The 24,348-nt window shown below is 39.8% G+C and carries 15 protein-coding genes; 14 read left to right on the forward strand and 1 reads right to left on the reverse strand.

Features of this window, described 5'->3' with window-relative positions; all coding sequences use genetic code 11:
• Positions 1-6 precede the first annotated feature (6 nt).
• From ACFSR8_RS10185 to queG, 10 genes are all read left to right on the forward strand, one after another.
• Entirely contained in the window at positions 7-1,380 is a 1,374-nt protein-coding gene (locus ACFSR8_RS10185) for a quinol:cytochrome C oxidoreductase (protein ID WP_380291657.1), read from the forward strand.
• Between the two features lie 30 nt (positions 1,381-1,410).
• Complete coding sequence (locus tag ACFSR8_RS10190) at positions 1,411-2,484, forward strand: cytochrome c oxidase subunit II (protein WP_380291659.1); 1,074 nt, start codon at positions 1,411-1,413, stop codon at positions 2,482-2,484.
• 26 nt (positions 2,485-2,510) lie between these two features.
• Complete coding sequence (locus tag ACFSR8_RS10195; protein ID WP_380291661.1) at positions 2,511-4,301, forward strand: cytochrome c oxidase subunit I; 1,791 nt, start codon at positions 2,511-2,513, stop codon at positions 4,299-4,301.
• A gap of 229 nt (positions 4,302-4,530) precedes the next feature.
• Positions 4,531-9,747 (forward strand): Ig-like domain-containing protein, encoded by a 5,217-nt coding sequence (locus ACFSR8_RS10200; RefSeq protein ID WP_380291663.1) that lies wholly within the window; start codon positions 4,531-4,533, stop codon positions 9,745-9,747.
• 29 nt (positions 9,748-9,776) lie between these two features.
• Positions 9,777-10,733, forward strand: a complete 957-nt coding sequence (locus ACFSR8_RS10205) for a PorP/SprF family type IX secretion system membrane protein (protein WP_380291665.1) — start codon at positions 9,777-9,779, stop codon at positions 10,731-10,733.
• Between the two features lie 18 nt (positions 10,734-10,751).
• Entirely contained in the window at positions 10,752-12,641 is a 1,890-nt protein-coding gene (locus ACFSR8_RS10210; protein ID WP_380291667.1) for an OmpA family protein, read from the forward strand.
• 205 nt (positions 12,642-12,846) lie between these two features.
• Positions 12,847-13,869, forward strand: coding sequence for a Holliday junction branch migration DNA helicase RuvB (gene ruvB, locus ACFSR8_RS10215; RefSeq protein ID WP_380291669.1), 1,023 nt, complete (start codon positions 12,847-12,849; stop codon positions 13,867-13,869).
• 70 nt (positions 13,870-13,939) lie between these two features.
• Positions 13,940-15,289, forward strand: a complete 1,350-nt coding sequence (locus ACFSR8_RS10220; protein WP_380291671.1) for a cytochrome P450 — start codon at positions 13,940-13,942, stop codon at positions 15,287-15,289.
• 130 nt (positions 15,290-15,419) lie between these two features.
• Complete coding sequence (locus ACFSR8_RS10225) at positions 15,420-16,760, forward strand: cytochrome-c peroxidase (protein ID WP_380291673.1); 1,341 nt, start codon at positions 15,420-15,422, stop codon at positions 16,758-16,760.
• A 76-nt stretch (positions 16,761-16,836) separates the two neighbouring features.
• Entirely contained in the window at positions 16,837-17,733 is an 897-nt protein-coding gene (gene queG / locus ACFSR8_RS10230) for a tRNA epoxyqueuosine(34) reductase QueG (RefSeq protein WP_380291741.1), read from the forward strand.
• Here queG and ACFSR8_RS10235 read toward each other — a convergent pair.
• The gene (locus ACFSR8_RS10235) at positions 17,730-18,767 is read right to left on the reverse strand and encodes a LacI family DNA-binding transcriptional regulator (RefSeq protein WP_380291675.1); all 1,038 of its coding nucleotides are present in this window, start codon (positions 18,765-18,767) and stop codon (positions 17,730-17,732) included. The genes queG and ACFSR8_RS10235 overlap by 4 nt on opposite strands.
• A gap of 169 nt (positions 18,768-18,936) precedes the next feature.
• Between ACFSR8_RS10235 and ACFSR8_RS10240 the strand changes: the two genes are divergently transcribed.
• The 4 genes from ACFSR8_RS10240 (at position 18,937) to ACFSR8_RS10255 (ending at position 24,339) form a co-directional block, all read left to right on the forward strand.
• Positions 18,937-21,564 carry a TonB-dependent receptor gene (locus ACFSR8_RS10240; RefSeq protein ID WP_380291677.1) on the forward strand — a complete coding sequence of 876 codons (2,628 nt, stop codon included), beginning with the start codon at positions 18,937-18,939 and terminating at the stop codon, positions 21,562-21,564.
• Positions 21,565-21,659: 95 nt separating this feature from the next.
• Complete coding sequence (locus tag ACFSR8_RS10245; protein WP_380291679.1) at positions 21,660-22,031, forward strand: glutaredoxin family protein; 372 nt, start codon at positions 21,660-21,662, stop codon at positions 22,029-22,031.
• A 1-nt stretch (position 22,032) separates the two neighbouring features.
• Positions 22,033-23,382: an MFS transporter gene (locus tag ACFSR8_RS10250; protein WP_380291681.1), complete on the forward strand. Its 1,350-nt coding sequence runs from the start codon at positions 22,033-22,035 to the stop codon at positions 23,380-23,382.
• Between the two features lie 18 nt (positions 23,383-23,400).
• Complete coding sequence (locus ACFSR8_RS10255) at positions 23,401-24,339, forward strand: carbohydrate kinase family protein (RefSeq protein WP_380291683.1); 939 nt, start codon at positions 23,401-23,403, stop codon at positions 24,337-24,339.
• The last annotated feature ends 9 nt before the right edge of the window (positions 24,340-24,348 follow it).

Below are 24,348 nucleotides of genomic sequence, written 5' to 3' on the forward strand. Positions count from 1 at the left end.
AGAGATATGCAAGATTACAAGTTTTCAAATAAATTAAGGACATTTTCTTTCATCCTAATGGTATTGGGATTGTTAGGAGTGGGGTATGGATTTATGACCTCCAATAAGTCTTTTGAAGAAGTTGAGCATTTACTAGCTGAGGAATCACATCACGGTGGCGGACATGGAGAAGAGGCGGCTCATGCAGTAGCAAGTCACGACAATCATGCTGATGATGCCCATGCTACTGATTCACACGGTGATAATGCACATGGAGAGGTGGATGAGCATACCAAGCATATTGAGCATGTACAGCACCAAATTCATAATAGACCTTGGGCGGCCCTTTACGTTGCGGCATTCTTTTTTATGATGATAGCTTTAGGCTGTTTGGCCTTTTATGCCATTCAGATTGCATCGCAAGCAGGATGGTCTCCTGTATTGTTTAGGGTGATGGAAGGGATAACTGCATATCTATTGCCTGGAGCAATAATTGTATTGCTCATTGCTATAGCTTCTGGAACAGTAGGACATTATAATTTGTTTATTTGGATGGACCCGGATGTAGTAGCTCACGATAAATTGATTCAAGGAAAATCAGGATGGTTAAACTTGACTGGCTTTATAATCCGTGCTATTATCTTTATTAGTGGTTGGGTTTTATATCGTCATTTTTCACGTAAATTTTCAATTGCACAGGATACAGCTGAAGATAAAAGCAACTTTAAAAAGTCATTCCGTATTTCAGCGGCATTCTTGGTATTCTTCATCTATACGGAATCCATGATGTCTTGGGATTGGATTATGAGTGTTGATCCACACTGGTTTTCAACATTATTTGGATGGTATGTATTCGCTTCCATGTTTGTAAGTGGTATCACTGTGATTGCTTTGATTTCGATTTACCTAAAATCTAGAGGATATCTAGAATTTGTGAATGAAAACCATTTACACGATGTGGCAAAGTTTATGTTTGCGATGAGTATTTTCTGGACCTATCTGTGGTTCTCACAATTCATGCTGATTTGGTATTCTAACATTCCGGAAGAAGTTACCTATTTCATCTCAAGATTCAACGATTATAAATTACCATTCTTGGGTATGGTGGTACTGAACTTTGTGTTCCCAATTTTAATGTTGATGAATGCGGACTATAAGCGAATTCCTTGGTTCGTAGTTATGACTGGTTTGGTAATCTTATTTGGACACTATATTGATGTTTTTAATATGATAATGCCTGCAACTGTTGGAGATAGATGGTTTATTGGTATCCCAGAAATCAGCTCGATATTACTGTTTGCGGGTCTGTTCATCTTTGTGGTGTTTACAGCTTTAACAAAAGCACCATTACTGGTAAAGCAGTATCCATTTAGAAAAGAAAGTGAAGATTTTCATTATTAATTAAGATATAAATAAAGACGACCGATAACAATGACTGCTTTATTAACAATTATAGTTTTAGTATTTATTTTAATTGCCATTTGGCAGATGGTGAAGATTTTCGATTTAGCACAGGCTAGACAAGAAAGTACTACTGCTGGCGTTGCTACCGATAAGGACAACACCATGAATGGTTACTTAATGATGGGCTTTTTGGCCTTTATTTATGTCATTACCATTGTATGTTGTGTAAAATATGGCGATTTACCTTTGATGTCGAATTCGGCATCTGAGCATGGACCGACGATAGATAACTTGATGGTTATTTCCATGGTGATTATCTTCTTTGTACAGACGGTAACTCAGTTTTTATTGCATTACTTCGCATACAAGTATAAAGGTGAAAAAGGGAAGAAAGCTTTATTCTTTGCTGATAATAATAAGTTGGAATTTATTTGGACGATCATTCCTGTAATCGTTTTGGCTGGTTTAATTATTTACGGGTTGAATACTTGGATCAATATCATGGGTGTTGATGAAAGTGACGATCCATTAGTAGTTGAATTATATGCACAACAGTTTAACTGGAAAGCACGATACGGCGGTGCAGACAATACCCTAGGGAAGGCAAATGTGCGTTTGATCGATATCGATCGTGCTAACATTTTAGGTTTGGATGAATCCGATCCTAATGCTCAGGATGATGTGATTACCACTGAATTGCACTTACCAGTAGGTCGCCCTGTACTGTTCAAAATGCGTTCACAGGATGTTTTACACTCTGCATATATGCCTCACTTTAGAGCTCAAATGAACTGCGTGCCTGGTATGATTACCCAGTTTGGGTTTACGCCTACAAAAACCACGGCGCAAATGCGGGAAACACAGCAAATGAAGGATAAGGTACAACATATCAATGAAATCCGGACTGAAAAGAGCAAAGCCTTAATAGCTAAAGGCGAGGATGCTTTAGAGCGTTATGAATTTGATTATTTGTTGTTGTGTAATAAGATATGTGGCAAATCGCATTACAATATGCAAATGAAAATTGTGGTGGAAACACAAGAAGAATATGACGCTTGGATGAAGGAGCAGAAGGAATTCAAAAACTCTTTAATTAACTAATACAAAAAGAAAAACGAAATAAGATTATGTCAGCACACGCAGATACTCACGCTCACGACGACCACGGACATCATCATAAAGAAACGTTTGTTACTAAATATATTTTTAGTCAAGATCATAAGATGATCGCCAAGCAGTACCTTATTACAGGTACTATTATGGGGGTTATTGGGGTAATGATGTCGCTCATGTTTCGTATGCAGATTGCCTGGCCTGAACAGCCAAATGTGATTTTTGAGGCATTGCTTGGAAAATGGGCTCCGAATGGCGTTATGGATGCAGATATCTATTTGGCTTTGGTTACGATACATGGTACCATTATGGTGTTCTTCGTATTAACAGCTGGTTTGAGTGGTACATTTAGTAACCTCTTAATTCCATTGCAGATTGGAGCAAGAGATATGGCTTCTGGATTTCTTAATATGGTTTCCTATTGGTTATTCTTTTTGTCTAGTGTGGTGATGGTAATATCCCTATTTGTACAGGCTGGACCGGCCGCTGCAGGTTGGACGATTTACCCTCCATTGAGTGCCCTAGAATTGGCGCAAGGTGGCTCGGGAATGGGTATGACCTTATGGTTGGTTTCTATGGCTATCTTTATTGCATCATCGTTATTAGGGTCGTTAAATTATATCGTTACGGTAATCAACTTGAGAACTAAGGGTATGTCTATGACCAGATTGCCACTGACTATTTGGGCATTTTTTATTACAGCGGTTATCGGTGTGATTTCATTCCCAGTATTATTATCTGCGGCCTTGTTGTTGATTATGGATAGAAGTTTCGGTACATCGTTTTTCTTATCGGATATATTTATTCAAGGTGAAGTGTTGCACTATCAAGGTGGGTCTCCAGTATTATTTGAACATTTGTTTTGGTTCTTAGGACATCCGGAAGTTTATATAGTTATATTACCTGCGATGGGTCTGGTTTCTGAAATTATGGCATCCAACTCACGTAAACCCATTTTTGGTTACCGTGCGATGATTGCTTCCATTTTGGCGATTGCATTTCTTTCCACTATTGTATGGGGGCACCATATGTTTATCTCCGGAATGAATCCATTCCTTGGTTCTGTATTTACATTTACCACTTTATTGATTGCGATACCTTCTGCTGTAAAAGCCTTCAACTGGATTACTACCCTCTGGAAGGGTAATCTCCAAATGAATCCCGCAATGCTGTTTTCAATTGGTTTTGTGTCAACTTTTATTACTGGAGGTTTAACTGGTATTATTCTTGGAGATTCAGCATTGGATATCAATGTGCATGATACTTACTTTGTGGTGGCACACTTCCACTTGGTAATGGGTATCTCAGCATTGTACGGCATGTTTGCTGGGATTTACCACTGGTATCCAAAAATGTTTGGTACAATGTTGAACAAGAATTTAGGTTATATTCATTTTTGGGTAACGGCAGTATGTGCTTACGGCGTATTCTTCCCAATGCATTTTATCGGAATGGCAGGATTGCCACGTCGTTATTACACCAATAGTAATTTTCCATTATTCGATGATTTAGCTGATGTTAATGTGATTATCACCATATTTGCTTTGGTAGGTGGTGCAGTTCAAATTTTGTATCTGTACAATTTCTTCGCAAGTATCTTCTTTGGAAAGAAAACAGTTCAAAACCCATGGAAATCTACAACTCTTGAATGGACAGCACCAATCAAGCATATTCACGGTAACTGGGAAGGTGAGATTCCACATGTACACCGTTGGGCTTACGACTACAGTAAGCCAGGACATGATGAGGACTTCGTGCCTCAAAACATTCCGTTAAAGGACGGAGAGGAAGAGTTACAGCACTAGTAGTTAGAATTAATCTTACAATACAGAAGCCCGCTTTTAAGCGGGTTTTTCTGTTTAAATACATTTTATTGTCGATGAAATGTAAAATTTTTTCAAAAAAATCGATGAAATACAAAAAAATCAGTTAAATTGCAGTCGGAAAATATATATAATGATGGGTGAAGCCAATTTGAAACCATGAATTTATATTGTTTCCAGCTATTAATTGTGATTTTTTAAAATTTCAATCATGACAACCAAATCTACCTCAAGAAATGCATGGTATTATGCATTTTTAATTTTTCTCTCATGGGGCGCAACGTCTTTTCTGTATGCACAATGCCCCACAATTACCAATCCTAACCCGCCTCCCATTTGCGATGCTGCGGGTTTTACCTTTAACGATTTAAACGCTTTTGCTACGGATGGTGGCGACGGTATTGTATGGTACGATATGCTTTCTGGTGGAAGTGCATTTAACACAAACGAACTCGTGGCGGAAGGCACCTATTATGCAGACAATGATTCTGGTGATTGTGCTACACGACCATCAATTACAGTTGACTTTCAGGTGAATGCTACGGGGGTTAATTTAGATGAAATATATTGTAGCAACGAAAATAGTACCGTTCAGGACTACATAGATGATGTACTGCAACCAAGTTTTCCTCCAGGCGCTACATCTGTTGAGATCTATTATGATTTGGGATTAACTACTCAGGCTAATTCAACAGATATTTTCTCCGTTGGAGGGACAAATCTATATATAATTTTTATTGATGGTTCTACTTGTAGAAGCCAAATAGAGTTTTCACAAGTAGGCGTTTTTAGTTCTCCAGCTGATCCAACTCCCGCTTGGCCTCAAGAATTTTGTTCTGATTCAAACCCATTAGTTGGAAATTTAGATCCGGGAACCACTGCTACCAACTTTAATTGGTATGCTAATTTGGATGGTTCTGGAAATCCAATTCCTCCTGCCTTAGCTTTATCAACACCTTTGGTAGATGGCAATACCTATTACATCCAAATTGATGATATTTTTTGTGTGAGTAACCCTGTGGCGGTTACTGTCAATATTGATGATCCAGCAGATGCAGGGTCCTCCGGAAGTCTAGAATACTGTAATGATAGTTTACCTGGCTCCGACTTTGATTTATTTAATGAATTGGGTGGTACGCCTGAAGCCACAGGTTCGTGGTCAGGACCTTTGACTACCTCAAATGGACATTTAGGTACTGTAAATATATCGACTTTAACTACTGCCGGTACCTACACATTTACTTATACGGTATCAGGTAATGGCGCATGCCCTGACGCCACTGCGAATGTGGTGATTACTGTATATGAAACATTAAGTTCAGGAATACCATCTTCAGCCAATCCGGCAACATATTGTGAATCTACAGTGCCAACCAACTTGGATTTGTTCACATTATTGGATAATGAAGACCCTAACGGACAATGGACGCAGGGCACTTCGAGTACGGATCCCGTTGTAACTTCACCTGTTGATTTAACTGGATTTGCGGCTAACACTTATAATTTTACCTATACCCAAAACCTATTGCCCAGCCCATGTCCTGAGGAATCTACTACTGTACAGGTGGTGATACTTCCAGACCCTCATGCCGGAAATGCCATAAATCAAACTTTTTGTGAAAATGATTTAAGTGCAAATTCCCCTTTTGATTTATTTGATGCCTTGGATGGTTCACAGGATAATAACTCGGGCACATGGACCGATTCAGGAAGCAATAACATTTCAAATTCAATTGATATTACTAGTTTTGCCGTTGCTGGAAGTCCGTATCTTTTCACCTATACTATTGATAATGGAAGCTGTTCAGATTCAGAGCAAATTTCAATTACAATTGAAGATGCTCCAGAATCTGGAAACCCAGTCGCATCTTTTCCTGAATACTGTGAAGGTTCAGCACCGTCAAACTATAATCTTTTTGATTTACTAGAAAACGAAGATCAAACGGGAACATGGTACATTGGAACGGACAATACAGGAGCAACAACTACCAATACCCAAGATTTATCGAGTTTTATCCCCGGAACCTATGATTACACTTTTGATGTGGACGCTATCGGAAGCTGTGATGACGTATTGGTGACGGTACAAATCACGATTAACCCGCTTCCAAATACGGGAATATCCGATTCGCCGACATATTGTGAAAACGATTTGGCAACAAATTCACCATTGGATTTGTTCGGTCAATTGACAGGTGAAGATTCAGGAGGCACTTGGACAGATGATAATACTTCTGGAGCCCTAACGGGAAGTGATGTCGATTTAACGGCACTTACAATTGGAAGTTTTAATTTTACTTATACCATTACTGATACGAATGGTTGTACAAACAGTTCAACCGTAACAATTACAGTTGAAGACGCCCCGGAATCTGGTACTCCTGTTGCGACTTTTCCAGAATACTGTGAAGGCTCAGCACCATCAAGCTATAATCTTTTTGATTTATTGGAAAACGAAGATCAAACGGGAACCTGGTACATTGGAACGGACAATACAGGAGCAACAACTGCCAATACCCAAGATTTATCAATCCTAGTCCCGGGAACCTATGACTACACCTTTGATGTGGATGCCATTGGAAGTTGTGATGACCCATTAGTTACTGTGCAGGTCATAATAAATCCACTACCAAATACAGGTATTCCCGATTCACCAACTTTTTGTGAAAATGATTTGGCAACAAATTCACCTTTAGATTTATATGGGCAATTGTCCGGTGAGGATAATGGAGGTACTTGGACGGATGATGATGCATCAGGGGCCCTAACTGGAAGCGATGTCGATTTAACGGCACTTAACATTGGAAGTTTTAATTTTACCTATACCATTACGGATACAAACGGCTGTACAAACAGTTCAACAGTAACAGTTACTGTGGAAGATGCCCCAGAATCAGGTAGTCCAGTAGCGACTTTTCCAGAATATTGTGAGGGTTCAGCACCATCAAGTTATAATCTTTTTGATTTATTAGAAAACGAAGATCAAACGGGAACTTGGTACATTGGAACGGATAATACGGGCGCAATAACTACCAATACTCAAGACTTATCAAGTCTTATTCCAGGTAGCTATGACTACACATTTGATGTGGATGCCATAGGAAGTTGTGATGACCCATTGGTTACTGTGCAGGTCGTAATAAATCCGCTTCCAAATACAGGTATTCCCGATTCACCAACGTTTTGTGAAAATGATTTGGCGACAAATTCACCTTTGGATTTGTTTGGTCAATTATCCGGTGAAGATTCTGGAGGAACTTGGACGGATGATGATGCATCCGGGGCATTAACGGGAAGCGATGTAGATTTAACGACACTTACCATTGGAAATTATAGCTTCACCTATACCATTACCGATGTGAATGGCTGTACAAATAGTTCAACCGTAACAATTACAGTTGAAGATGCCCCAGAATCTGGAACTGCAAATACCCCAGTGGAATTTTGCCTAGTGGAAATAACAGCTGGTCAAACCTATGACTTATTCGATTTGTTATCTGATGAAGATCAAACGGGTTCGTGGAATGATGATGACGCTTCGGGAGCATTATCCGGAAGTGAAGTCACCATTGATGGATTGATGGCAGGTACATATAATTTTACCTATGATGTGGATGCCATTGGAAGCTGTGATGACGTTGATGTAACGGTAAGCATAGTTATTAATGATACGCCACCTCCCGGCGCATCAACGCCTCAATCCTTTTGTGATTCGGGTACTGTTGGCGATTTATCCGCAACAGGCAATAACATTCAATGGTATGATGTTGCAGTTGACGGAACACCTTTGGACCCTGCTACTGACCTTGTGGATGGTCAAACCTATTACGCCACACAAACCGATGCGACCACTAACTGCGAATCTTCTGTACGAACAGCAATTAGTGTAAATATTTATCAAACACCAAGTTCAGGTGATCCGAACAGCACGACAATTGTAGCTTGTAATGATAACAATGCCATTGATTTATTTACTGGTTTGGACGGTACAGAAGATGCAGGAGGCACATGGCAAAACGATGATGGTGTTGGAAATCTTAGTGGAAGCTCGTTGGATGCTACTGGAGTAACTCCTGGTACATATCAATTTACCTATTTGGTTTCCGGGAATGCACCATGTGTGGATGATAGCGAAACCATAACTATTACTATCGAAGCACCTTTAAATGCAGGTCCAACCATAAACCCTACGTTGGATATTTGTAGCAATAATGGTGCGGTAGACTTATTCACTTTATTGGGAGGCGCTGATACAGGTGGAACTTGGTCACCTGCTTTAGATAGTGGCACTGGTCTTTTTGATCCTTTGATTGATCCGGACGGTACTTATACTTATACCTTAACCAATAGCTGTGGCACGTTTACCAATGAAGTAGCTATTACAGTAACCCAAGCCCCAAATGCCGGCACTAGTACCAGCGTTGGTTTGTGTATGATCGATGCCCCGATTGATTTATTTACCGAATTGGGTAATGCACAAACTGGTGGTACATGGTCGCCAGCTTTGACCAGTGGCACAGGGGTTTTTGATCCAACTGTTGATGCGCCCGGTGTATATACCTACACGATAACAGCAATTGCCCCGTGTTCCCCAGATAATTCAGCCACGGTAACAGTAGCCGTAAATGATAGTCCACCGTTGACGGTCTTGGATCCCAATCCAACATTCTGTTTGGTGGATAACCCGACGGTTGCGGATTTGGCGGGAAGTGTTCAAGCCACAGGTACTATAACTTGGTATGATGATGCTGGTTTAACGATGCCACTGAATGCTACGGATACTTTAGTTGATGGTGAAGATTACTTCGGAACCCAAACGGATGGCACCAATTGCGAATCTTCAAGTAGTGTCCAATTGAACGTCACTATCAACGACACGGCAACTCCAACATTGAATGATACTTCAGAAACTTATTGTGTTAATGACGGCCCGACCATCACAACGCTTTCAGATAATATTTTAGAATACGATGCAAATGCGGATAACCTAAGATGGTACGATGCACCAACGGGAGGTAATCTACTTTCAGAAGATACACCACTCGGAGTTGCTACATATTATGCCGTTTTAGTCGATCCAAATACCGGTTGCGAAAGTTCGGTACGATTGGAAGTGACACCGGACATTACCGCCTGTGGCGATTTAAGGATACCCGACGGATTTTCGCCAAATGATGATGGTCTGAACGATACCTTTGATATCGATAACCTAGCGATTTTGTATCCAAATTTCGAAATGGAAATCTATAATCGAAATGGAAACATCGTGTACCGAGGCAATGCAAATACACCCCGATTTGATGGTACATCTAATCAAGGTCGCATAGCGCTCAAAGGTGATTTGCCTGTGGGAGTGTATTTCTACATCTTCAGCTACAATGATGGCAGTAAAAAACCAGTACAAGGACGCTTATACTTAAGCAGATAACATAATTAATAAAGCAAAATTTAGAAAAGATGAAACATTTTAATCTATATCAAAACATCCTTGCTTTGTTAAGTATAGCATTGTTATCCTTGCAAAGTACAGCACAACAAGACCCTCAGTTTACGCAGTATATGTACAATATGAGCGTTATCAATCCGGCCTATGCCACGGCAGAGGAAGGTATTTTAAATTTGGGGGGATTGTACCGTACCCAGTGGGTAGGTGTGGAAGGTGCACCGAGAACGGGAACCTTTTTCGCCCATACGCCTATCAACGAAAGAATTGAAGCCGGTATTTCATTTACCAATGATAATATTGGAAATATTGTCAACGAAAACAACATATTTGCCGATGTCGCTTATGTGCTTCCAGTTGGCCTCGAAAGTAAAATCTCTTTTGGAGTGAAAGCGGGAGTTAGAATGTTTGATGCCAATTTTGATGGATTGGTACTGCAATCAGGCCCGGCCAGTGGCGATAACGCTTTTAATGAAGATGTGAATCGCGCATTCCCGAATTTGGGTATCGGAGCCTTCTTTTTCACGGATAACTATTATTTGGGATTATCGGCACCAAACATGCTGTCCACCAAACATCTAGAAAATGAAAACGGCATCAAGGCCACGGGCGTGGAAAGTATGCACTTCTTTTTCACAGGAGGATACGTATTCGATATCAATGAAAACCTGAAGTTAAAACCTGCATTTATGGGACGCGCCGTAAAAGGTGCACCGTTGGCCCTGGATATAACAGCCAATGTGCTTATTCATGAAAAACTGGAGGCAGGCTTGGGATACCGTTTGGACGATGCCGTGAGTGCTTTGGTGAATTTTAGGATTACTCCTGAACTCAGAATAGGCTATGCCTACGATTATACAACGACTAATTTGGGTGATTTCAATTCAGGGTCGCACGAGATATTCATTTTGTTTGATGTCGATCTCTTCGGATTTAAAGGCGGTTACGACCGTTCACCTCGATTCTTCTAACAGTTAATACAAGGAAAAATGAAAAAAGTTATATACATATTGGCAAGCCTTTTATTAGTTAGCGGAACGGCATTTGCCCAAAAGAAAAACCTAAAACGCGTGAATAAGCTTTTCGAAATGAGGGCTTACAAGGATGCGGCCGAGATTTACGAAACCAAAGAACGCTCACAGGAAGTGTTGCAGAATTTGGCCGATTGTTACTATTACAATTCCAGCCATCAAAAGGCCATAAAAACCTATCGGGAGTTGTTTGTGGAATATGGCGATTCTATTGATATCGACTACCACTTCAGATTTGCGCAGGCATTAAAAGGTGTAAAGGAATACAAAGAAGCCGATAAACATTTGAGCAGATATTACAACGCTAAAATCAATACTTTGGGTTTTATTGAAGAAACGGATAAAACCACACCGCATACCTTTAAATTGAAACAAATTGAAAACCGAAATTCAAGTAGTGATTTTGGGCTGTCTTTTTATGGTGAAGATAAAGTAGCTTTTGCATCCGCAAGGAACTCAGAAAATCCAGCCTATTCGTGGAATAATTTACCCTATTTGGATTTGTACAGCGGTACGTTGAACAGTCAAAATATCCTCGAAAATGTGGTGCCATTTTCAGAATCTATTAATACCGAATCCCATGAAAGTAATGCGGTGTTCACCAAGGATGGAAAAACCATGTATTTTAACAGAACGAATACGACCCGAAAGAAAACGGACGCAGACCGAATCGCCCACATCAAAATTTATAAAGCCGAATTAATAGATGGTGAATGGACAAATGTTACCGCATTGCCATTTACCTCAAATTCCTATAGTACCGAGCATCCCGCTTTGAGCTATGACGAGAAAACACTCTATTTCGCCAGTGATATGCCCGGAACCTTTGGTAGTTTTGATATTTATAAAGTGGCCATAAATGAAGACGGCACCTATGGCGAACCTGAAAATTTAGGTGGAACTATCAATACAAAACATAGGGAACAATTCCCTTATATCAGCAAATACGATGTGCTGTATTTTTCGTCCATCGGTCATTTAGGCTATGGCGGATTGGATGTCTTTAGGAGTAATTTGGTGAACGACGCATTTGATAAACCAGTCAACTTGGGCAGTACCATTAATAGTCCTTTGGATGATTTTGCCTATGTGGTAAGAGAAAAAGATAACAAAGGGTTTGTGTCATCAAATAGAACCGGATACGACAGATTATTTGGTTTTAAAAGAGAAATAAATCCCCTAACCATATATCAAGTTGAAGGTATAGTACAAGATTTAAATAGTAAGGAGTTATTAGCAGGATCTTTGGTAACCTTATTTGATGAATCTGATACCGTAATTCAAGACACTATTGTTGGAGATGATGCGTATTATATTTTCAAAATAGAACCCAATAAAAAATATAAAGTACGAGGAATTCGAAAAGCTTACATTCCTCAGGATGTTGAGTTTTCTACAGACAGTAAGGGGAAGGTACAGCATAATATTTATCTAAATTTAGAATCTTTTGCGGATGCCGAAGATCGAATAAAGAAAGATGATAAGACCGATGAGGTCAAGGTAGAGTTAGACAAAATTTATTTTGATTTTGATAAGTCCGACATTCGTGAAGATGCGGCAGCCACCTTGAACGTGCTGGTGGACTTAATGAAGAAATACCCAACCATGGAAGTGGAGGTGTCGGCACATACAGATGCCCGTGGGCCAGACCAGTACAATTTAGATCTGTCCAAACGTAGGGCGGCCTCAACTTTGGAGTATTTAGTTAGCCAAGGCATTGCCCGCGACCGATTGAAAAGTATTGGCTATGGCGAAATGCAACCACTTAATAAATGCGTAAAAGAGGGCATTTGTACCGACGAAGAATATGACATCAACAGACGTTGTGAATTTATAATTTTGAAATAGCCTGTAAAAGATAAACCAACCTGAAACCTGAGAAAGCCTTTCTGAACGACAAGAGTCGGGATTGAAAGGCTTTTTGATTATATTTGCTTGTACTGAAGTTCCATGAGATAGTTTTGTCATTCCTGCGAAGGCAGGAATCAATTTTTAAGATCCAAAATGTCACCCTGGGCGCTCCCGATAGTTATCGGGACTAAGGGTCTGAAATATGAACGAAAACCTAAATCCATCAAACGATAACTATTCCCCTGAGGAACTGGACGTTGAAAGAAAGCTGAGGCCTTTAGCCTTCGACGATTTCACAGGTCAGGACCAAGTGCTCGAAAACCTGCAGATTTTTGTAAAGGCGGCCAATTTACGAAGCGAAGCTTTGGACCATACCCTATTTCACGGCCCTCCGGGACTGGGTAAAACTACATTGGCTCATATTTTGGCTAATGAATTGGATGTGGGCATCAAAGTTACCTCTGGTCCAGTATTGGATAAACCTGGGGATTTAGCGGGACTGTTAACCAATCTTGAAGAACGAGATGTTTTATTTATTGATGAAATACACCGTCTCAGTCCGATTGTGGAGGAGTATCTCTACTCTGCCATGGAGGATTACAAGATCGATATCATGATTGAAACGGGGCCTAATGCCCGTACGGTTCAAATTAATTTAAGTCCTTTTACTTTAGTAGGGGCGACCACACGGTCGGGGTTATTGACTTCGCCCATGCGCGCTCGTTTCGGGATTCAAAGTAGGTTACAGTATTACAAAACCGATTTGCTCACTACCATTGTCCAGCGCAGTGCCTCAATTTTAAAAGTTCCCATTTCCATGGAAGCGGCAATCGAAATTGCAGGTCGAAGCAGGGGCACACCTAGAATTGCTAACGCTTTGTTACGTCGCGTACGGGATTTTGCCCAAATAAAAGGAGATGGTACTATTGACATCAAAATTGCAAAGTTTGCATTAGAGGCTTTAAATGTAGATACCCACGGCTTGGACGAAATGGACAATAAAATTCTATCCACCATTATCGATAAGTTTAAAGGAGGTCCTGTGGGCATTACCACCATCGCTACGGCTGTTAGCGAAAGCCCAGAAACTATCGAAGAGGTTTACGAACCCTTTTTAATTCAACAGGGATTTATCATGCGTACCCCGCGTGGTCGTGAAGTTACCGAGCAAGCTTATAAGCATCTAGGAAAGATTAAAGGGAATATTCAAGGTGGGTTGTTTTGACATTGTGGCATCCCAAATTGTCACACTGAGCGCAGTCGAAGTGCTGTTTCAGTGTCTCATCAGATAGATAATGAAATACTACTATCCAAATAAGATTTCATTTTTAAAATTTCTTTTAAAATCAACCCATATTGCCAAAAATCCATTGCCTTACCATCGCAAATGGTTTGATGAAGTAGGTGATACCTTTTCCCTAAAATCCCCTTTTTATGGACATATCATCTTAACGAGAGATGCGGATATCGCTAAGCATATTCTTCAAAAAAACCATAAGATTTACCATAAGTCTAAAATTCAAACCAAGTACCTGTCGAAATATGTTGGTTATGGATTGTTGACCTCAAGCGGGGACTATTGGCTGAAGCAACGTCGATTAATTCAGCCCGCTTTTCACAAGGAAAAAATCAATAACCTAGTGGGTATTATTAACGACACTATCGAAGAACAAGTGGCGTCCATTCCAATTGGAAAAATGGTGGAACTCTATCCACTTATGAATGAATTGGCCTTTGAGGTAGTGGCCAAATCGCTATTTAATTTTTCAGCTGAAAAGCAAACATTAAAACGATTGCAGTTCATTATCGAAAAATTGCAGTTGTTTATAATTAAAGAGTTAAGATTGCCGTATCAAAAAGTCTGGTATATCCTGAGCGGTCAAGTGCGCTACCACATGAAACTGGTAAAGGAGAGCAGGGCCATTATTCTTGAGATTATTGAGCAGAGAAGACAATCCAAAGCAATCCATGACGATTTATTGGACATGCTATTAAATGCTGAATATGAAGACGGTTCCAAAATGACCAATGCTCAGTTGATTGACGAAATCCTAATTTTATTTGTGGCTGGTCATGAAACCACGGCAAATGCACTGACTTTCACCTTAAAACTTTTGGCAGTAAATCAAAAGGAACTGCGACAGGTTTCGGATGAAATTCATTCAGTACACCAAAACGATGTGTCATCATCTCTACTATTGTCAAAGCTTAATTATACGAAATGCTGTGTAAAGGAGAGCCTACGTCTATATCCACCGGCGTGGATTACCGATAGAATGAACATTCAGGATGACAACATTGGAAGTTATAGGTTAAAAAAAGGCACCATTATTGGCACATCGATTTACGAATTGCATCGAAATAAAAAATACTGGAGCCATCCCGAGCAATTTATGCCTGAACGTTTTTTTGAGGAAAATCGAAAAAGCATTTTGCCGTACTATATGCCTTTTGGAGCGGGCCCAAGATTGTGTATTGGCAACAACTTTGCGATGTACGAAATGATGCTGACTTTAAATGCCATTTTAAGCAAATTTCATATTGAAACGGATACTGATAGGATAGAAACCAACCCGCTAATTACCTTAAAACCAGTCAATGTGAACCTGAAATTTACAAAAAGGCGAAAATCTGAAGGGAGTTGATAGAGTAGAACTAGCACTTCGTCGAAACTTAAGTTACTCAACTAATTTTTAGGCGGTTCAACAAATTATTGTAAGGTTTTTGACCAGTGGATTTAGCTTTGTAGTACTAAATAACCCCAAATTAGTACTTATGAATACCCCAAAGACTTTCAGTATTTTATTGGCTTCTGCATTTATTTTAAGCTCATGTGCTACCGATAACGATGACTATGTAGAAACCCCAACAAAAACCCTTTTAGAACAACAGATTGAAGCAACGGCTGGGTCAAAAACAGCATTGATTTTACCAGCTTCCAATGACTTTAGTGCCATTCCCAACGATGCAAACAATAGCATCACCAATGCTAAAGTTGTGCTTGGTCAGTTGTTGTTCCACGAAACGGCATTAGGTAAAAACCCAAATATGGAGGAAGGTATGAATACCTATTCCTGTGCTAGTTGCCATCATGCGGCGGCCGGATTCCAAAGTGGCATACAGCAGGGCATCGGTGAAGGTGGTATTGGCTTTGGAAACCATGGAGAAGGTCGCATTAAATCGGCCAACTATGTAGAAGCCGATCTGGATGTGCAACCTATTAAGAGTCCAAGTGTTCTTAATTCGGCTTACCAAAAGGTAATGTTGTGGAATGGGCAGTTTGGTGCTGTGGGCATGAATGTAGGGACAGAAGCTAACTGGACTGTGGGTACGCCAAAAGAGGCCAATACTTTTGGTTTTGAAGGTGTGGAAACCCAGGCTATCGCAGGTTTGGATGTACACCGATTAATGATTGAAAAAGACTTTATTATTAATTCTGATTATAAAACGTTGTTCGATGCCGCTTTCCCAAATGTTTCAGAAGATGAACGCTATACAAAATTAAATGGAGCTCTAGCCATTGCGGCTTACGAAAGAACAGTTTTAGCCAACGAAGCACCGTTTCAAAATTGGTTGAAAGGCGATGATTCTGCTATGAGCGAGGATGAAATTGAAGGGGCGATGCTTTTTTTTGGAAAAGGGCAGTGCTACTCTTGCCACTCAGGGCCGGGGCTTAACGGTATGGAATTTCATGCTTTGGGGATGAAGGATTTAACAGGTGATAATATTATGACAGAGGTGGATGAGGCTACCAAAAAAGGAAGAGGTGGTTTCACAGGAAATCCAGAGGACGACTATAAATTTAAAACCCCTCAACTTTATAATTTGATGGACGCTGGGTTTTATGGTCATGGTGGTAGTTTCAAATCTATCCGAGAGATCATCAGCTATAAAAATAATGCTATTGCTGAAAACGGTGAAGTGCCTTCAAATAAATTATCCCCGCAATTTCAACCATTGAATTTGACTGAGGACGAAATTGACTTGATAACATATTTTGTGGAAAACGCATTATACGATGCCAATTTAAAGCGCTATCAACCTGAAAGTTTGCCAACAGGAAGCTGTTTCCCAAATGCGGATACGCAATCTTCAATGGATATGGGTTGTATCTAGAAAAAGAAGTCCATTCAAATGAAAATTGTAATTTAGGTGCTTTAAACCTAACGTGAGCAAAACAATATATTCCGAAATGATAAAAACCGAAGCAAAACGCCTCGGTTTTTTGTCTTGCGGCATTAGCAAAGCCCAATTTTTGGAAGAGGAAGCACCCCGATTGGAAAAATGGCTGGCCCAAAATATGCATGGTGAAATGCATTATATGGAAAACCATTTTGACAAGCGCCTCGACCCTACAAAACTGGTGGAAGGCTCAAAAAGTGTGGTGTCTCTGTTGCTAAATTATTTTCCTTCGGAAACGCAAAATCCGGAAAGTTACAAGTTGTCCAAATACGCCTTTGGAACGGATTATCATTTCGTCATAAAAGATAAACTCAAATCCCTGTTGCATTTTATTCAAGATGAAATCGGAGAAGTGCATGGGAGAGCTTTTGTGGACTCGGCCCCCGTTTTGGACAAAGCTTGGGCTGCAAAATCCGGCTTGGGCTGGATTGGGAAGCATAGTAATTTATTGACCCAACAAGTAGGTTCATTCTATTTTGTGGCCGAACTCATTATCGATTTGGAATTGGAATATGACACACCTGTTACCGACCATTGTGGTACCTGCACTGCTTGCATTGATACCTGCCCAACAGGAGCCATTACAGAACCTTATGTAGTTGATGGTAGTAAATGCATTTCCTATTTCACTATTGAATTGAAGGACAATATTCCTTCTGAATTAAAAGGCAAATTTGATGATTGGATGTTTGGCTGTGATGTCTGTCAAGACGTATGTCCTTGGAACAGATTTTCAAAAGCGCATGATGAGCCATTATTTAATCCACATCCGGAATTATTATCAATGTCCAAAAAAGATTGGGAGGAGATTACCGAAGAAACGTTTCAAAAGGTTTTCAGGAAATCGGCCGTAAAGCGCACTAAATTTTCAGGACTAAAAAGAAACATCAATTTTTTAAGAGATTAAACACAGACTGTTTTTGTTGATGCCCTTATAATTAAATCCGTTTCTAAAACAACAGTTTTGGGTTCAAATGGTTTGTCTTTTTTGCGAGCTTTAATTTCCTTAAAGAGTTGTTTAAAGGCTACTTTGCCCATTTCAAACCCAGGTTGGTTAATAGTTGTAAGGCTTGGTGATATTACCGACGACATAAACCAGTTACTAAACCCTACGATGTTAATGTCTTCTGGAATTTTCACCCCCATTTCCTGGAATGTGGTCATAGCGCCTATGGCCACTAAGTCGGTGTTTATAAAAATGCCATCAACATCATTATGGTCTTCCAATAATTGTTTTGCGTTTTTTTTGCCTTCTTCAAAACTCATATCGCCACATTCACAAATATACACTAGCGACGGATCGTAAGGTAAGCCGTTGTCCAACAAAGCTTTTTTATAACCTAAAAATCTATCAATGGAGTTTTGGGGTAACAAGGCTCCTCTAAAGTGTGCAATACGCTTGCATCCAATATCTATTAAATGTTGTGTTGCGGTATAAGCCGCCTTTCTGTCATCGATTATTACCTTGGAGCATTGTAGTATTTTGGCAATTTTGTCAAACATTACAAGAGGTTTTTCCTGAGCCATTACGGTATTCAAATGATCGTACTTGGCCGTTCCATTTGCTAGGGATATAATAATACCGTCAACACGTTGGCTTAGGAGCAGTTCAATTTGTTTTTTTTCTAGTTCATAGGATTCATCCGATTGCAGAATGATTACCAAATATCCTTTTTTCTCAGCTTGGGACACAATGCCTTTAATAACATTGGAAAAGAAATGGTGCACAATTACAGGGATAATCAAACCAATGGTTTTAGATTCTTTGGTTCGTAAGTTGACCGCAAAAGCATTGGGCTTATAGTTTAGCGTTTCGGCAAGCGCTTTTACCTGCAATTTGGTTTTTTTGCTAACATCGGGATAATCTTTTAGTGCTTTTGATACCGTTGTAACAGAAATATTTAGCTGTTCTGCAATATCCCTTAGCGTAACAATTTTCATAAAAAAGAGCTTGGTATATGCAAATAAAGATATAAAAAATATCAAATCGAAAACGTTTTCGGTACTTTCGAAAACGATTTCGGTTGAGAAAATCATAATTTTCGGGGCTATTGAATATAGATTTGCCAATAACAACTCAATAATTTGTTAAATAACTAAAACAGGCAAAATGAATTTAATTAGAAGAAATGTATGTTTATTGGCTTTGATGCTGTTATCCGCAAGTGCGGTTGTAGCACAATCAATTTCAGGAGACGTTAAAGATGAAACAGGTATTCCTTTACCTGGAGTAAATGTAATTTTAGAAGGCACCTCTAAAGGAGCGGTTACAGATTTTGACGGTATTTATTCTATTGACAACGTAGAGGATGGTACTTACGTACTTGTAGCTACGTATTTGGGATATACCAAATTTACGCAAAGTGTCACGGTGCAAGGCGCGGATATTGTCGTAAATATTGTTATGGCTGAGGATGCGGAATCCTTGGATGAGGTAATTGTTACTGGTGTGGTAAACCCTAGGTCTAAGATAGAATCTAGTATATCGGTAACCAGTATGCGTGCAAAAACTATTTCCCAATCCGCACCAAGGTCAACCGCAGAGATTTTTAGAACGATACCAGGTATTCGCTCGGAATCATCTGGTGGTGAGGGTAATGCCAACATTGCCGTAAGGGGTGTGCCAATTTCTTCGGGAGGTTCTAAATATGTACAGTTACAGGAAGATGGTTTGCCTGTATTGCTCTATGGCGATATTTCATTCGGAACTGCTGATATCTTTACAAGATTCGATAACAATGTGGCAAGAATTGAGGCCATCAGGGGAGGTTCGGCTTCTACCTTAACATCAAATGCACCGGGTGGTATCATCAATATCATCAGTAAAACAGGAAAAACGGAAGGCGGTTCTATAGGTACTACTTTTGGTTTGGACTACAATACTTTTCGCACCGATTTCGATTACGGAACTCAAATTGGAGAAGATTTATACATGCATGCAGGAGGCTTTTATAGAGCAGGTGAAGGCATAAGGGAAACAGGATTTACAGCCAACAATGGTGGGCAATTAAAACTTAGTTTGTTAAAGGAATTTGAGAAAGGTAAGGTAAGAGTGTACGCCAAGTATTTAAATGATAGAGCGGCCGCATATTTGCCTATGCCTATGAAGGTTTCAGGAACCAACAGCGATCCCGATTGGGACAATGCTGCCAATTTTGATGCTACTAGAGGGTCTTTGCACAGTTCTAATTTATTACGTACTGTAGGTCTGGGAGCCGATGGTGAGCTAAGAAGAGGCCATGTTCAGGATGGTATGCACCCGGTATCTGCATCGGTTGGTGTTGAAGCGTCTTTTGATTTAGGAAACGAATGGAAAGTTACCAATAATGGACGTTATTCTTCCAACAGCGGTACTTTTGTGTCTCCTTTCCCTGCTGAAGTGGCAACTGCATCTAATATTTTAGGCGGCGATTTTGCTACCGATAATGGATGGGGTTCATTGCAGTTTACGGATGGATCCTCAGTTTCAGGAAACAGTTTGGTTGCGCGTGTGCACATGTTTGATGTTGAATTGAATAATTTCAACAATTTTATGAATGATTTAAAATTATCTAAATCCTTTGGCAATGTGGATATTACCTTGGGGTATTTTAAATCTATTCAGGACATATCCATGTCTTGGTTATGGAACTCTTATTTACAAGAAGTGAATGATGACAATGCAAGATTGATCAATGTTTTGGACGGAACAGGTAGCCCTTTAAGCGATAATGGATTATATGCCTATGGCGTACCGTTTTGGGGTAATTGTTGTCAACGTAACTATGATACACAGTACAACGTGTCTGCGCCTTACGCCAATGTTACCGTTGAAGCTACTGAGGCTATCACAATCGATGCTAGTATAAGGTATGATAGAGGTCGTGTTGATGGTACGTTTGCAGGAGCGGTACAAACGGAGTTCGACGTTAATAACGACGGGGTAATTTCCGCACCAGAGCAAAGCGTATCTGCCATAGACAATGCCAACGCTACTGCGGTTGACTATGATTATGATTACTTCTCTTACTCGGTAGGTTTTAACTACAAGTTTAAAGACAGACAATCTGTGTTTGCAAGAATAAGTAAAGGTGCTTCTGCAAAGGCTGACCGTATTTTGTTCTCTGGCCTAAACTATATGGACGGCGATATGATAAACGCGCTAGACTTTATGAATCAAACAGAACTTGGTTATAAAAGAGGTTTTGATAATGGAGCGCTTTATGCCACTGCATTTTATGCCAAAACGAGGGAAGAAGGCGGTTTTGAAGCAACTTCCAACAGTATCATTGAAAACGATTATAAGTCCATGGGTATTGAATTGGAAGGGTTTTACAACTTTAATAATACCTTTAGCTTAAGAGGAGCGGTAACATGGACAGATGCTGAAATTGACTCTGGAGACAACAAAGGAAATACACCAAGAAGACAACCGGATTTAATTTACAACCTTATCCCTTCAATCAACTTCGGCGGAAACAAGCAACACTCTGGAGGGTTGAGCTTTATTGGGCAGTCTAAGGCATTTGCACAAGATTCCAACGAATTGGTAATGCCAGGATTCTTATTTATAAATGGATTTGTGAATTTCGGTATTACCGATGCACTTTCTGCAAACATTTCGGCCAACAATATTTTTGATAGCATCGGTGTAACTGAGGTTGAAGAGGGCAGTATTGTTGAAGGTCAAGATAATTACTTAAGAGCTAGACCTCTACCAGGAAGATCTATTACGATGGGATTACAATTCAAGTTTTAATAAAGAGAAAGTTTAGTTTAGTTTAGTTTGATCTGTTAATTTGAGAGTTGGAATTCTATAAAAATTCCAACTCTCTTTCTAAAAATTGAAGAGCAATGAAATGGTTTGTTTTTTCGGTATTGTTTTTTTTCGCCTCAATAAACTTGTGTTATGCCCAAAAGACTGCCAAACCCGAGAATAACGGCGCGGAAAGTTTGCCCACTACTTTAATAGTTTATGGGAGCGATACTTGCCACTATTGCATTGACACAAAAGCTTATCTTAAGAAGCACAAAATAGCATTTGTATATTTTGATGTGGACCAAGACATGGCGAAAGAGCGCGAGATGTTAGAAAAGCTTCGAAAAAACAATATTCCATTACATAATTTATCACTACCGGTGGTGGAGAAAGAAGGCGAAATCATAATGAATAATGTTGCGAATTTTGAAGGCTTTTTAAAAAGTTTAAGCCAAAAAACTAAATAAGATGAAAATAGCAAAACCAAAATTATCTTTCTGGCAAATCTTTAATATGAATGTTGGTTTTCTGGGTATTCAATATAGTTTTGGATTACAGCAAACGGCGGTAAACCCCATTTTCTCTTTTTTAGGTGCGGAACACGACCAGTTGCCCTTATTGAACTTAGCGGGTCCGGTAACGGGTTTGATTATACAGCCAATTATTGGAGCAATTTCAGATAAAACCTGGTCGCCACGTTGGGGAAGACGTAAGCCTTTCTTCTTAATTGGCGCCTTATTGGGCAGTTTGTGTTTGTTTGCTTTCCCCTTCAGCCCGGCGTTATGGTTTGCAGTTGGTTTATTGTGGATTCTGGATGTGGGGAACAATATGGCAATGGAGCCTTACAGGGCTTTTGTAGGCGATAAATTGCCAAATAGTCAATTAAGTTTTGGCTACCAAATGCAAAGTCTATTTGTTGGTGCTGGTATCGTATTGGCAAATGCATCCATTTTTCTTTTTCAGGATTGGTTTGGAGGTGCAGAACAGGTTGCCGATAGTGTGGAGTCCATACCAAAATGGCTGTACTATTCCTTTTTTATAGGGGCAGTACTGTCTATTTCAACCATTCTTTGGTCAGTTTTAAAAACACCTGAAATCCCGCCATCCGAAGAAGAGATGGAAGACATCAAAAAGCATAGAGCTCTTGGGCTTGCAGAAAGGGTAAAAGCACCAATTATTGAAATAATGGAGGCGGTAAAGGATATGCCAAAATTTATGTGGAAACTTTCAGGTGTTTACCTATTTCAATGGTACGCTTTATTCGTGTATTGGCAGTTTATTGCCCCCATGTTTAAGGAAAGTATGGGATTTGACAGTTCGCAGGCCTTAAGCCAGGCGGCAAAAATGAACACCACCTACAATATTTCAACCATTGTATTTGCATTGGCCCTGGTGCCTTTGGCATTAAAATTTGGTGGAAAAAAAGTGTATGTGCTTAGCTTATTTTTAACGGCAATTGCTATGCTGAGCATTCCATATATCCAAGACCCGCTTCTGGTAGTTTTGCCAATGGTATTATTTGGTATAGGTTGGGCCGCCATGATGGGTATTCCATATTCCATGGTGTCTAAAATTGTCCCGCAGGAAAGGCGAGGCGTTTATATGGGAATTTTGAATATGATGATTGTAATCCCTATGGGTATCCAAACGTTGACTTTTGGGCCAATTGTTAAGTATCTGTTGGACAACAGCGCTGTTAACGCCATTTTGTTTGGGGGCGTGTTTTTTGTCATAGCAGGTGTATTGGCCTTGCGCTTAAAACAGCCAGAGTCCAATGGGGAAGAAGATGTGGTTTCCGGTTTTGGTGCTGGACATTAATTCCAAAAGAAATTAGTTTTGAAAAATTTTAATAAAGACATAGATATACTTTGCGTAGGTGAGGTTCTCGTGGACTTCATAGGCCATCAAAAGGATGTGCTTATAGATGACACACGAGATTATCATAGATACTTAGGTGGGTCTCCAACAAATGTGGCGATGAATTCGGCCAGATTGGGCTTAAACGCGACTTTGGTGTCAACTGTAGGTGATGACGGCTTGGGGAGATACATTTTTAAAAGGCTTTCAGAGGTAGGTGTAAATACAGATTATATTGATAAGCTTAAAGACAAAAGTACAAGTGTGATACTAGTTTCGAGGTCTAAAGGCACACCGGATTTTATTCCTTTCCGTCAGGCAGACCAGCATATTTCAGAAAGTCAAATTTCTACAGAAATGCTTTCTAAAACCAAAATTTTTCACACCACGTGTTTTGCGCTGAGTAAAAACCCTGCACAATCCGCAATTTTGAAAAAGGCAGAAGAAGCCTTTAAACAAGGCTGTGCTTTAAGTGTAGATTTAAATTACTCGAAAAAGCTTTGGGGCAGTCAGGAAGAGGCTTTAAAGGTCATTAAGGCATATTGCAAATTCAATCCTTTAATAAAAATCAGTGAGGATGATATGTTGCGCCTATTTGAAAAGGAACTACAACATGATGAAATATTCAATTTCTTTCACAATGAAGGTGTTGAAACTGTTTGTTTAACCTTGGGCAGTAAAGGGGTTAAATTATCTCAAAAAAACAAGGCACTCATTGAAATGCCGGCAGTTAAGGTGGAAAACGTAATTGATACCACTGGCGCAGGTGATGCATTTTGGTCGGGGTTCCTATTTGCTTATATCAAGGATAAACCCATCGAAAAATGCCTGAAAGTAGCTTTGCAATTGGCAGCTTTAAAGCTCCAAAACGTGGGTAGATTGCCCGATAACATAAGCATATTGTCCGAACTATTATAGAAAATAATC

The organism is Hyunsoonleella rubra, assembly GCF_042684665.1.
Taxonomy (GTDB): Bacteria; Bacteroidota; Bacteroidia; order Flavobacteriales; family Flavobacteriaceae; genus Jejuia; species Jejuia rubra.